Annotated in this window: 10 protein-coding genes; 8 read left to right on the plus strand and 2 right to left on the minus strand. The window is 42.0% G+C overall.

Annotated features, from left to right (window positions below; genetic code table 11):
* The first annotated feature begins 52 nt into the window (after positions 1 to 52).
* From AAFF35_RS13145 to AAFF35_RS13160, 4 genes are all read left to right on the plus strand, one after another.
* Positions 53 to 448 carry a hypothetical protein gene (locus AAFF35_RS13145; RefSeq protein ID WP_342332972.1) on the plus strand — a complete coding sequence of 132 codons (396 nt, stop codon included), beginning with the start codon at positions 53 to 55 and terminating at the stop codon, positions 446 to 448.
* 133 nt (positions 449 to 581) lie between these two features.
* A complete protein-coding gene (locus tag AAFF35_RS13150; RefSeq protein ID WP_342332973.1) occupies positions 582 to 2,309 on the plus strand; it encodes an FAD-dependent oxidoreductase in 1,728 nt (575 codons plus the stop codon).
* 1 nt (position 2,310) lies between these two features.
* Complete coding sequence (locus AAFF35_RS13155; protein WP_342332974.1) at positions 2,311 to 4,071, plus strand: thiamine pyrophosphate-dependent enzyme; 1,761 nt, start codon at positions 2,311 to 2,313, stop codon at positions 4,069 to 4,071.
* A 91-nt stretch (positions 4,072 to 4,162) separates the two neighbouring features.
* Complete coding sequence (locus tag AAFF35_RS13160) at positions 4,163 to 5,632, plus strand: serine hydrolase (protein ID WP_342332975.1); 1,470 nt, start codon at positions 4,163 to 4,165, stop codon at positions 5,630 to 5,632.
* 21 nt (positions 5,633 to 5,653) lie between these two features.
* Here the strand turns inward: AAFF35_RS13160 and AAFF35_RS13165 are convergent, their stop codons facing one another.
* Entirely contained in the window at positions 5,654 to 6,061 is a 408-nt protein-coding gene (locus AAFF35_RS13165) for a DUF2809 domain-containing protein (protein WP_342332976.1), read from the minus strand.
* 141 nt (positions 6,062 to 6,202) lie between these two features.
* Between AAFF35_RS13165 and AAFF35_RS13170 the strand changes: the two genes are divergently transcribed.
* From AAFF35_RS13170 to AAFF35_RS13185, 4 genes are all read left to right on the plus strand, one after another.
* On the plus strand, positions 6,203 to 6,775 hold the full coding sequence (locus AAFF35_RS13170) for an RNA polymerase sigma-70 factor (RefSeq protein WP_342332977.1): 573 nt from the start codon (positions 6,203 to 6,205) through the stop codon (positions 6,773 to 6,775).
* A gap of 97 nt (positions 6,776 to 6,872) precedes the next feature.
* Positions 6,873 to 7,838, plus strand: a complete 966-nt coding sequence (locus AAFF35_RS13175) for a FecR domain-containing protein (RefSeq protein ID WP_342332978.1) — start codon at positions 6,873 to 6,875, stop codon at positions 7,836 to 7,838.
* Between the two features lie 136 nt (positions 7,839 to 7,974).
* Entirely contained in the window at positions 7,975 to 10,641 is a 2,667-nt protein-coding gene (locus AAFF35_RS13180) for a TonB-dependent receptor (RefSeq protein ID WP_342332979.1), read from the plus strand.
* Entirely contained in the window at positions 10,622 to 11,725 is a 1,104-nt protein-coding gene (locus tag AAFF35_RS13185; RefSeq protein WP_342332980.1) for a PepSY-associated TM helix domain-containing protein, read from the plus strand. Before AAFF35_RS13180 ends, AAFF35_RS13185 begins: the two co-directional genes overlap by 20 nt.
* Here the strand turns inward: AAFF35_RS13185 and AAFF35_RS13190 are convergent.
* Positions 11,688 to 12,656, minus strand: a complete 969-nt coding sequence (locus AAFF35_RS13190; RefSeq protein WP_342332981.1) for a hypothetical protein — start codon at positions 12,654 to 12,656, stop codon at positions 11,688 to 11,690. The genes AAFF35_RS13185 and AAFF35_RS13190 overlap by 38 nt on opposite strands.
* Positions 12,657 to 12,761 lie beyond the last annotated feature (105 nt).

The raw sequence follows: 12,761 nt of genomic DNA on the forward strand, positions 1-12,761 counted from the left end.
CATATTTAACCTTGATGAATTAATTCAGTCGTCCGATGTTAAAGACGTACTCATGAGTTTAGATTTACCTTATTGTGTCGTTTCAATTCGACCGAGAACCAGTATCTCACAGCTGTTGAATACAGCAGGGTTGCTTACTTTTTTTAGAGAAGACCGGATTTTTAGCAGTTCCGGGCAATTGCCAGGTAGTGCATACGGCGCGCTGATTTTCTTTCATGCAGTGATGTCTATGGGCTTTGAGCCCGCGGAATGCGCAATTGTTGATAAAAGTGATATTGGTCTTGATTTAGCCATGGAGGAAGATTTCTGTGTATTTAGAATGAATGATGGCACCGATAGCGCTGAACTTGAAAATAAAGGCGTCCTGGTATTTAACAAATTTGCAGATCTGAGCGAATCTATTGACTTGTTTAACGAAGAAGTCGATTTGGAAATTAAACGATATTAAACTTCTCCTGTTTCGCCCAATGTTGATAGTTATCAGTATTTATAAAAAATAACTTGCCAATACCGATAATTTCCTATATTTATTTCGCATTAACACTCACATATTTATTAACGCTCTTAATCTCATAAGATTTATGGAAAATTACCTGCATGGTTTGCTGGATGAGGACAATGATCCGATCATCCAGGAATACCTGAAATTTATTGACAACGGTATCCCGAAAACCCGAAATCCCAAAAACGTCTTAATCATTGGTGCCGGAATGGCCGGTATGGTGTCCGCAAGCATGCTAAAAGAAGCTGGCCATACGGTAACAATTGTCGAATCAAATACCCGTGTAGGCGGGAGAATCAAAACATTCAGGAATACAAAAGACAAGAAATATTTTGAAAGTGATAAGGTATATGCCGAAGCAGGGGCGATGCGTATTCCTACCATTCATCAAATGGTATTGAAATACATTGACAAGCTTAAACTGAAAACGCAGCCATTTTATTATCTCGCCGTTGATAAAGACGAAGCCATTGCCCATCAGAAGGATCCTAAAAATCCCTTTCCAAAAATCACCAGAAATTCCCTTTTATATGTGAATTACAGAAGGGTGGTTCAGAACGTCTATTTTAAAGATAAGGCGAACATTAACGAATTGCTGGATTATAACCTGGAGACGAGCGAACAGAATCTGTACGAAAACCAGCGTGCCGACGTTTTACTGGCCAATATCATGAATCCTTTGAAAGCATTTATTGCTCAGGATCCGGAGAAAAACTGGCCATTGCTTATTGAACGCTTTGGAGAGTATTCCATGCGTCGCTTCCTCGTGGAGCAGACTTTATACTCTGACAATGCGATTGAGATGATTGGTGTTTTACAAAACCTGGAATCAAGGATGGCATATGATTTTATTCAAAGCTTTATTGAATCCAATATCATTAAAGACAGCACACGCTTTGTCGAAATTGTAGGAGGCTCGGATCTCTTGCCAACGGAATTTTTTAAGGCACATGAGCTGGAAGACAATACTTATTTTGATTGTAGGGTAACCAGTCTGAAGCAGGTTCCAAAAACAGGAAAAATCAAAATAGGTGTAGATATTGAAGTGGAAAGAGACTTTGCATTCTATGAAAAGGCCGGCTTCAAAGCCTTAAAAACTCCGGTTACCGACCTGGAATTTGATGAAGTGATTGTTACCATACCTTTTTCAGCACTGAGACATGTATATGTTACTCCGGGATTTTCGCAGTTAAAACGCAAAGCAATCCGGGAACTTCATTACGATTCCGCTACTAAAATATTGCTAGAATTCAGGGAGAAATGGTGGCAGAAAGCACCTTATAATATTGTGGGTGGAGGAACCATCACCGACTTTTCTAACCGCTTCGTATACTATCCGAGTCAGGACATTGCAGACGAAAAGCATGGGGTGATTCTGGCCTCTTATTGCTGGTCTGATGAAGCGAGCCGCTGGGATTCTATGGACGATGACGACCGGTATTTTTATGCGCTTAAAAACCTGGCGATCATGCATACCGATGATGAGCAGGAACGTGAGCGGATTATGAATCTTGCCGTGATCACTTCATCCACCAAAAACAAAAAAGGAGCGGAAGGCAGAATTGGTGCGGCTACACAAAGCTGGATGCGTGATCCATATGCCTATGGAGAGGCCGCAATTTTCAATCCGGGTCAATTGCATCTGTTACAGAAACACATCATCTCGACTGAATGGGAGGGAAAGGCGCATTTTGCCGGAGAACATACCTCACTTAAACATGCCTGGATTGAAGGTGCAATTGAATCGGGCATTCGTGCTGCGCTTGAAGTAAACGAAGATATGGCCAGTTTAAATAATCCGCGCTAGTATGGAAGAGACACAAATAACGGTCGCGAGATACCTGCAGATCAGACTGGAGCAAATGGGCCTTCGTCATTTATTTGGGATAGCGGGTAATTATACCGCACCATTTTTAAATACGATCCTGGAAGATAAACAGGCAAAAATTCAGGTGATCAATGATACCAATGAAATAAATGCAGGTCATTGCACCGATGCTTATGCAAGGCTGAATGGATTTGGCGCTGTTGCGGTTACCTATGGCGTGGGTGCTTTTACTTTACTCAATTCTGTAGCTGGTTCTTATGTGGAGCACTGTCCGGTGTTGGTCATCAATGGTGCGCCAACCAATAGCGATCAACTTAAGAATATCGCACAGGGAATGTTGTCTTCACACATGACAGGTGATATGTACAGCAATATCAATGTGTATAGAAATGTAACTGTAGCTGCAGAACAGGTAACCAGTGCCGCAGATGCCCCTTACAAAATTGATTCGATATTGAACGCTTGTATCTTGTATGGAAAGCCGGTTTATCTGGAGGTTTTTGAAGATGTCTGGCGGATGAAATGCCAGGCACCTGTGGCAACTTTAATTAAAGAATCCTTTAAAGGTTGTAAAGAAAATGCGCTTAAAGCGGCTAAAAGTGTAGCTGCATCGGCTGCCGGAAAAAAGATTATCTTTTGGGGTGGTATCGAGATCCAGCGCTATGGTCTGCAGCAGGAATTCCTGGACTTAATTGAGACCACAGATACTGAATTTGTCACCTCAATATTGGGAAAATCAATCGTGTCTGAAGATCATCCTAAGTTTAAAGGTGTTTTTAACGGGAATGCTTCGCCGAAGGATGTGAAAGAGCGGTTTGAAAAGGCAGAAGTAAAAATCGGACTTGGGGTATGGACTACAGGGAAAAATCTGGGAGGCTTTGATGTTTGGAAAGATGATACGGTTCTTGCAAATCACAGCGGGGTAAGAATTGGACCTTCTTATGAACCAAACGTATCGCTCAAAGACTTTATATACCATTTGAAAGAGGAGCTGACGAAAGTAAGGTTTGAGGCTTATCAAATGTACGGGCCGGCGCTGTTGTCTGATTCATTTTTTGTGGCTGATGTTCCGGAAACAGAAAATGAAAAAACAGCCATTACTTACGACCTGTTTTTCGCGAGAATGAATACCTTCATCGATAAAAGGCACATTGTGGTGGCAGATGCAGGCTTCCCTTTATTGGGCTGTCAGGGCATCCGTATTTCCGAAGCCAATGGGTTTGTTGCCCAGGCTTCCTGGCTTTCCATCGGCTATTCGGTGCCTGCGGCCACTGGCGTTAAATGCGCGAGGCCAGATAAAAGAGCGGTTGTTTTTGTTGGAGATGGTGCTTTTCAGGAGACTTGTCAGGCAATATCCACTCAGAATAAATTAAAACACAATACTATTGTGTTTGTGCTGGACAATGAGATCTATGGTATTGAGCAGTTATTGGTAAACCCGAACCCTTTCCGTGGTAAAGATAAAATCGACTATAGCCTGCCCGATTTGAATGAGGTTTATGCTTATAACGAAATGCATCCCTGGAAGTACGCAAAACTCGTTGATGTTTTTGGCGGACGGGGATTTGAAGTGACAGACATGGAGGCTTTGGAAACTGTACTGGCTCAGCTGGATGACATCAAAGAGAATACCATTGTACATGTTCATTTGCCTAAAACCTCGTTTCCTGAAGCCATTGGCTACAAAAACAGGAAGCCCGGGGAGGACGAATTTTTGAACAAAGACTGGAGCCTATGCTAATCGGTTAGAAAAAAAAAGCGCATTTTTCAATGCGTTTTTTTTGTGATGTAACATTTGTCAACTTGTTGTGTCTTTTATTGAAACGATCGATATGGCCGCAAAAATATTTTTAAGAATTATCACTTTCTGTGTTTTTCTCCTCCTGAATTCGGATATGGCATTCAGTCAGATATCTTTAGATAGTGTTTATTCGATCCTAAAAAAAGAGATAGATCACAAACGTAGCAAAAGTATTATTGTTGGAATTGTTGATTCAAATGGGCGACATATCATCAGTGCAGGAGTATTGAGCGATAAGGACCGGCGTTTGCCAGACGGCAACACCGAGTACGAAATTGGTTCTGTAACTAAAGTTATTACTTCATTAATGCTGGCCGATATGAGTTTAAAGAAAAAGCTCGATCTCAGTGATCCCTTGCTGAAATTCCTTCCGAAATATGTAAAACCGCTGGATAAAAATGTGCGGGATATCAGCCTTTTAAATTTAGCTACCCATACTGCCGGGCTCCCACGTTTTCCGGATAATAACGAGCCTAAAGATCTTGAAAATCCATATGCAGATTATACAGTTGGACAACTATATGAATACCTTTCCAGGTTTGAACCCAATAGGGTGCCTGGTACTCAATTTCAGTATTCTAATACTGGTTATTCGCTACTGGGGCAGGTCTTGATAAATGTCTCAGGCAAAGATTATGAAAGTCTGGTAAAGGAGCAGATATTTTCACCTTTAAAAATGAACAGTACGGTCATTACACTTACGCCGGCATTAAAAAGCAATATGGCGATAGGGCATAACGAATATGGGGCAGCCGTTTCGGGCTGGGACATGCCGGCTGTCGCCAGCAATGGTGCTTTGCGCTCTAATGTAAACGATATGCTTACATTTGTATCCGCGAATTTAGGGCTGATCAAAACGGATCTGTACCCGGCTATGGAATTGTCCCATCGGAAGCAGACCAGAAAGGGCAACGACGATGCCTTTATCACTTTGGGTTGGACGCTATTTGACCATGATGGCAAAGAAATACTCCTCAAAGATGGTTCGACTGCCGGTTATAGTTCTCTTATAGCCATTGACAAGAAAAAAAACAGAGGAATTGTGGTGTTGGCAAATTCGAAGAACGAGATTAAAAATATCGCCTATCACATCCTGGATTCAACTTTTGCGTTGAAACCTTATACCTATAAATGGAGGCTGTTAGATACCCTGAATTCAGTAGCGAAACGTAAAGGAGTGGATGCCGCGATTGCCTTATACCGTCAGCTTAGCACATTAGAAAAGAGTGAATTTGTATTTGATGAAGTTAGCCTTATTTATGCAGGTAATGAATTGCGAAAAGCAAATAAGCCAGACGATGCCATCAAAATGTATAAGTTTAACCTGACCGTATATCCAAATTCAACCGAGACTTATGAAAACTTAGCCGATCTGTACAGGCGGACAGGAAATGTGAAGATGGCCATTGCCAGTTATGAGCAGCTCCTGAAGATCGATCCTAAAAATGCGTCGGGAATCTGGATGCTGAGGCAGCTAAAAGATGCATCAGCTGTCAGGTAAAGTGTTTTAGTGATAAAGTGCTTATAATTTGTTTATTATAAGCGTGTTAAAGGGTTTAACTTTATAAAATATAAACAAACAAATCCCTGTCCCTAACGTGTATGCAGCCAGGTCGCTCCAGAGGAATCCACGGCCCAGCACCAATGCACCGAAAGTCGTATCTCTGATGCGATCGATCCATGGAGCGGTATAAAGCTGCCCGAATTCAATGAGGTAACATATCGATAAACTGATCAATGCGATGTTTTTAAAGCTTAGCCTGAGGAACAGAAAGCAAATGATCAGAAACATCATCACCGCATATAAGACGTCGCCAACAAGGAGTGGTATCATCGCAATTTTTCTGGATAGGAGGCCTAAAGCGATAACGATAAGGACGAATAAGGCATAAATCAACCTTATCCTGATATTGCTGTTTTCTGATTTCATATTACCTGTAAGGACCAGAGTTCATTCTGAATTTCGTAAATATAGCTGGTACAGGTTAAGATTTTATGATTCGGCAGAAAGTTCTGTAGTGCTATAAATAAAATCAATATTATTTAGATTGATTCCAGTTAATTGTTAGCTTTGGGGAAAATTGATCAAGTGCCTCCACCTATTTCAAATCAGGATCAACACCTTCACCTTACCGTCCATGACATGGATGAGCTGGGTTTTGAACAAACTTACCGGAATTGCTGGAAAAGTGTGTTTGGCATTATCTTTCATTATACCCAGGATGAGGAAATTGCGGAGGAGATTAGTCAGGATCTGTTTGCATCCCTTTGGGAGCGTAGAAAGAAAATCGTCATTAGAACTACCGTTGAGCAATATTTGAACCGGGCAGCCAAACTGGAGGCTTTCGATTATCTGCGTACCAGCAGTAGTCGCCGTGAACACATCAATTGTGCGTTACAAAACTTATGCGATTCCAGGAATTGTACTGAAGAGCAGGTGTTGTTTAATGAACTGAACGGCAACCTGAATTCGCTCTTGGACGAATTGCCATGCCGCTGCCGCGAAGTATACGGATTGAGTCAGGAGCAGGGTATGAACAATAAAGCGATTGCTTCCAGATTGATGATCTCGGAAAAAACTGTGGAGTATCACTTGTATAAAGCACTTAGTTTTTTGAGAATTAATCTACAGGAATACAGATAGTTGTAGAATAATCTCATTTTTTGTGAAAACCGACCTAGGAGAAATCCCGGGTTATCCGGCTTAAAGGTATATGGGCACATAGGGGAGCCCGGTACTTATGAAGATTACTAAAGAAATTATTGAGCGTTATCATCAGGGAAGATGTAGCCTGGAGGAGCAGCGTATTGTTGAACAATGGCTGGATGCTGAAGACGTGGAAATGAGTTTTCCTGAAAATGCTGATATCAATACCATTGGGGATAGAGGCTGGAAGCGAATTTCTTCCCGTTACCACATCGATGTGCAACCTGATCCCGTCGCCGCTGGTTTCAAATCCCGTAATTATCGAATGTTCTGGCAGCTTGCGGCCTGTATAACCTTGATCTTTGGTGCCGCGACTTTCTATTATTTAAGCAATGGACATCAGGATAGCCGTTTGGTTTATAAAGAGATCAAAACGCAAAAAGGGCAGAAGCTGAGTGTAAGTCTGGCCGACGGGACCGTTGTTTGGTTAAATTCGGAAAGTGTTTTACGCTTTCCGGAAAATTTTAAAGGTCGTTCAAGGGAATTGGAATTTAGTGGTGAAGCCTATTTCAGCGTCGCTAAAGATGCCTCGAAGCCATTTATCATTCGTACAGAAAAAACAAAAATACAGGTACTGGGCACGAAGTTTAACTTAAGGGCGATGGCAACCGAAACTGCGACAACGGTAGTCGTTGAGGAAGGTAAAATCCAGTTTTCCGGAACGCCGGATCAACAGCAATTGATTTTAACGGCTAATAAAAGAGGTGTTTTTGAAACAAAAAGCACGATGCCATCCATGCAAACAGATGAGGTGTACGCAGGCAAATATATGGCCTGGAAAAATGGAGAGTTGTTAATGGACAATTTAACCATTGAAGAGGCTGCCAGGACCCTCGAGCGTTGGTACAACGTAAAAATCAACATTAGCAGGGAAGACCTGCTTAAAGAACGCTATACCGGTAGTTTTAAAAATCCTGCATTGAAACAGGTGCTGAAGAGTCTTGCGTTTGCGGTGAAATGTAGTTACAAGCAAAACGGACAGACATTTACACTCTATTGATCATCTCCAACCAATTATAAAAAGAAACCCGGTTTCGGTCTGCAAACTTCATACCGGGCTATCGAAAAATCAATTCATCATTAATTTAACAACAAACAAAAGTATGTACAAAAGATGTACCCGAAGGAAACAATTCTTGAAATTTCTGTTTTTTATTTGCAGTATTTTATACCTGCCCTACAGCAGTTACGGGCAGCAAAACCAGCTATTAGAAAAGACGTTGAGCCTACAGTTGAAGAATGTAACGCTGGGAGATGCATTAAAGGCGCTTGGAGATCAAACAGGTGTACAGTTTTCCTATAGTAGTACGCAGTTAAATACACAACGAAGAGTGAATGTGGATATCAGGCAGCAATCACTAAAAGATGCACTATCCGATTTGTTGGGGCAGGAGCTTAAAGGTCTTAGCCTGAGCGGGACACAGGTAACGATTCAGACTTCCGGAGGCAAAGGCAGCGTTAAAGGAACGGTTAAAACGAGCGACGGAAAAGCAGCTGAGTTTGTTACGGTAGGCATTAAGGGCTTAAAAAGCGCCCAGGTAGATGCTAAAGGAAATTACTTGCTGAAAGATCTTGAAGCTGGTAAATATACCTTGATTGCCAGTTTTGTTGGTTTGGGCGTTCAGCAAAAAGAAGTAACCGTACTTGCGGGACAAACAATTTCTCAGAATTTTGTGCTGGTAGAAAGCAATGACCAATTGGAAGAAGTGGTGATTAACGGTGGGAGCACCAATAAGTTCTCTGTAAAAAAAACCACTACTTCTGCGAAGATGCCATTGGGTAACCTCGAAAACCCGCAGGTGTATACCACCATTCCAAAGACGCTGCTAACAGAGCAAATGGTGACAGAGTTCAGTATGGCCCTGAAAAATAGTCCGGGCGTATATAAGGTTCAAGGCTCCAGAGGGATCAATAGTGAAGGTGCTTCCTATTACAGTATGCGTGGCTTCAGATCAGAGGCGGCATTAATGGATGGTGTTCCTGCACAAACTAATGGGGAAGTTGAACCCGCAAACATTGAACGTGTAGAGCTGATCAAGGGACCTTCCGGCACCTTGTTTGGAGGAGCAGTGGTCTCTTTCGGTGGCTTGATTAATATTGTCACTAAAAAGCCAGTGGATACACTGGGTGGAGAAGTAAGCTTTACTACAGGTAGTTATGGCTTGAGACGCCTTAGTGCAGACGTCTACGGGCCTGCAGATCCGGTAGATAAAGATAAAAAATTGCTGTTCAGGATGAATGCGGCTTACCAGAACCAACAGTCATTTCAGGATGCCGGTTTCAGAAAGTCGATATTTTTTGCCCCCTCGCTGGAATACCGTGCAAGCAAAAGACTAAACATCAGTGTGAATGCGGGCTTTTATCAGCTGGAAGGAACAAGCCCTTCCGTGATCTTTTTGAACAGAACACGTAATTATATAGCGAAAGCGCCATCCGAACTGAATTTTAACTGGAACAGATCTTATACCAATAATGACCTGACCATGAAAAACCCGACCCTGAATTTTAGGTCACAGATAACTTATAAACTTTCCGATCAATGGACTTCACAGACCATTTATTCGATTAATAGCCGTAAGTCTGATGGCTTTTACCAATACCAGTTTATACGTACGGCAAAAGACAATATGATGGAGCGGACGCTCTCAAAGCAATACTCTGTGAATACATCCAGAGATTTACAACAGAATTTTACGGGCGATTTTAACTTGTTTGGTTTGCGTAACAGAATGGTGGTTGGTTTCGATTACCTGAACCAGACGGTTCGTAACAACAGTTCACCTTATATTGTGTTTGACAGCGTAGACGGGACGAATCCTGCAGATGCAAATTATGCGAAGATCAACCGCGCCGCAGTAGAAGCCGGACTGACGAAAAGTAAGGATCCCCGCACCTGGAACTATGGCGAAAATAACATTTATGGTGCTTATGCTTCCAATGTGCTGAACCTGACTGACCGGTTAATGGCGATGTTGAGCTTAAGGGTAGACCGCTTCCAGAACAAAGGCGTTTTTAACCGCAATACCAATCTGCATACGGGTCAGTATATGCAAACTGCGATCTCTCCAAAGTTCGGCTTGGTTTACCAGGTACTGAAAGACAGGATTTTGTTATTTGGAAATTATATGAATGGCTTTAGTAATGTGGCCCCGGTAACACAACCAGAAGGTTCAGGCGCTTCCTCAACTTTCAAACCACAGCAATCCAATCAGTTTGAGGGAGGTGCGAAAATGGATCTGTTCCAGGGTAAATTAAGTTTTACTGCCAGCGTATACGATATTGAAGTGAACAACATGACCTGGAGAGAGGACATTAGCGTGAATGGTAAAAATTATCCGGTTACCTTACAGGGAGGTACTCAGAAAAGTAAAGGAATAGAACTCGAGCTGATTGCGAATCCATTTGAAGGTTTGAACGTCATTGCGGGTTATGCGTACAACGACAGCAAGCTGATTGAAGGAACCCCTGCGCTTGAAGGAAGACGCCCGGCTTTTGCAGGGCCCTCAACCCTGATCAATTCCTGGATCAGTTATGCCATTCCACGTGGGGACCTGAAAGGCATTGGCCTCGGTGCCGGAGTAAATTATATTGGCAAACATGTAACGGGGAATTCGGCAATCACCGGTGTATTCACTTTGCCTTCTTATGTGATGGCAACCGCAACTGTGTTTTATGATAAACCAAAATACAGATTGGGCTTTAAAGTTGACAATTTAACAGACGAACTATATTTTACAGGAATAGGGGTGTTGAGCCCACAAATGCCAAGAACTTTCGCCGCAAATGCCACTTTCAAATTTTAAGAAAACCACACACTTTTTACACCTCTGGCTCGGATTGTTTTCCGGGCTGGTGGTGTTTATACTCGGACTTACCGGTGCCATCTACGCCTTCAGCGATGAAATCAAAGAATGGGTGTATCAAGACAGGTTATATGTGGAGGCTCCGGCAGGTGCTGCAAGATTGCCATTAAGCAAGTTGTTACCAATAGCGGAACAGGCAATGGGTAAAGACCGCAAAATTTCACGTGGGGAGCTTTCGCAGGCTAAGGGCCGTACGTATATGTTTCGGGCGATGAAGCTCAACAGGAAGGCCTTTGGTTATTGGAATTATTACGAGTATTATCATAAGGTTTATCTGAATCCTTATACCGGACAAGTGGTATTTAAGGAAAATGCCAAAAGGGAGTTTTTTACCGTGGTACTCGCCTTGCACATGAACCTGTTGATGGGCGATAATGTTGGGCATTTCATTATACGCTGGTCGGTGGTTTGTTTTGTTGTTTTATTGCTGTCGGGTATGGTGTTGTGGTGGCCAAAGAAATGGAAACGGAAGCAGTTGAAGAAGAATTTTAAGGTGAAATGGGATGCGAAGTTCAAACGCCTGAACTACGATTTACACAATGTATTTGGCTTTTATAGTCTTTTGGTTTTATTGATCATTGCATTGACGGGATTAATGTGGTCCTTTGAACTGACGACAGAGAAGAAGTCAAAGGTCTTGTCTGATACCACAAAGATAGTCGACATGATGCCGGCAGACCTGATTTTGAATCAGGCACTGAAAGCATCTCCGAAAACGGCTTATTTCCTGTATAATTTTCCCGTTGCAAAAAGCGGAACGGTAAATGTTTCCGCCTACCAAAGCGACATGAATCTATACGATCGGGTACAGTACCGCTTTGATCGCTACAGTGGCAAGTTGCTGCAAAAAGGGCTGGAGTTTAACAAGCAGGCGATAGGAGCACAGCTCATTTCGATGAATTATGATCTTCATACAGGCAGTGCCTTGGGACTGACAGGGAAAATATTGGCTTTCTTTGCAGGACTGATTGCTATGGGATTACCGGTTACCGGTTTTCTGATTTGGTGGAAAAGGGAGAAGTAGCAACCAGGCCAGCATTTTTGGATTGGTTAAAATCAGCATTTTCCCTTTTGCGTTTTTTCCAGAAAGCGATTAACGAAATGGTACACAAGGCGATGAAAATGACCAGGCAAATTGACCAAAGCAAAAGCGTTAGCAAGTACCTGTAATAGGAGATGTATTTAAATAATATATATGCTGATAGTGGCCTTAGCTTTCTAACAGTATCTATAGGGTGGCTTCCACTATCTGTAAAATACTCCCGGTAATTACCTGTTCTGACGTACCAGACTTTTCCCAATGAATTTTTAGTGAGTGTATCAGGTAAAGTGATTTTTTTAAAATAGTTTAATTTTCGAATATTTAAAGGAATGACAGGTGCGTCAGTGATCTTTTCATTGCAGTCGATGGACTCATAGTGATCGTCTTTCCAGTACATACATTTTTGGGTTGAAACTAAGCCATTAAACATACTGGGTGTTTTATCTTTCCAGAAGAAAAAAGTGCCCGCCACAAGAACAAGACCAATACTTACAATGATGGCGTTACGTATTGGTGGCTTGGGGGGCATTGGTGGCTTTGGTATATCAGGTGGGGCGGACTGGCTGATATATTTTGTAAAAGGTCTTTGATTGAAATCTACTAACCAAGCTAAAAGCTCTATATACTTCCGATTAGGGCTACTGATGTCTCCTTTGAGAATTTTTGGCATTTGTTTATATTGAACTGCCTTGGAATTTTCAATATTTCTGGCAAATCCGATCTCTTTATCTGCAGCACCAAAGAACAATCTTAATGCTTCATCGTCATTACTGAGCGGCCTTTCCCTAAAAACAGTAATACATTCATTTCTAAAATCTCCAGGTGTTGGATTCGATAAATTTTGAGAAAGCGTCTTATCAGTTCTCTTCTTTTCGCAGTCAGCAAGAATGGCTTTTAAATAATCCTCAAACATTTTTGGAAAGCATTAATTGACGAAAATAGAAGAGGTTTTTAAAACTCCTGAAGCATCGTCTGGATTTCATATGTGGTGTGTAGTTGTTGATTTTCAAAATTATTT

The organism is Pedobacter sp. FW305-3-2-15-E-R2A2 (assembly GCF_038446955.1).
GTDB lineage: Bacteria > Bacteroidota > Bacteroidia > Sphingobacteriales > Sphingobacteriaceae > Pedobacter.

Excerpts from the sequence above, each read along its gene's own strand:
- AAFF35_RS13145 (WP_342332972.1), top strand. The coding sequence starts at position 53 with ATGAGTTTAGATTTACCTTATTGTGTCGTTTCAATTCGACCGAGAACC.
- AAFF35_RS13150 (WP_342332973.1), top strand. The coding sequence starts at position 582 with ATGGAAAATTACCTGCATGGTTTGCTGGATGAGGACAATGATCCGATC.
- AAFF35_RS13155 (WP_342332974.1), top strand. The coding sequence starts at position 2,311 with ATGGAAGAGACACAAATAACGGTCGCGAGATACCTGCAGATCAGACTG.
- AAFF35_RS13160 (WP_342332975.1), top strand. The coding sequence starts at position 4,163 with ATGGCCGCAAAAATATTTTTAAGAATTATCACTTTCTGTGTTTTTCTC.
- AAFF35_RS13165 (WP_342332976.1), bottom strand. The coding sequence starts at position 6,061 with ATGAAATCAGAAAACAGCAATATCAGGATAAGGTTGATTTATGCCTTA.
- AAFF35_RS13175 (WP_342332978.1), top strand. The coding sequence starts at position 6,873 with ATGAAGATTACTAAAGAAATTATTGAGCGTTATCATCAGGGAAGATGT.
- AAFF35_RS13185 (WP_342332980.1), top strand. The coding sequence starts at position 10,622 with ATGCCACTTTCAAATTTTAAGAAAACCACACACTTTTTACACCTCTGG.
- AAFF35_RS13190 (WP_342332981.1), bottom strand. The coding sequence starts at position 12,656 with ATGTTTGAGGATTATTTAAAAGCCATTCTTGCTGACTGCGAAAAGAAG.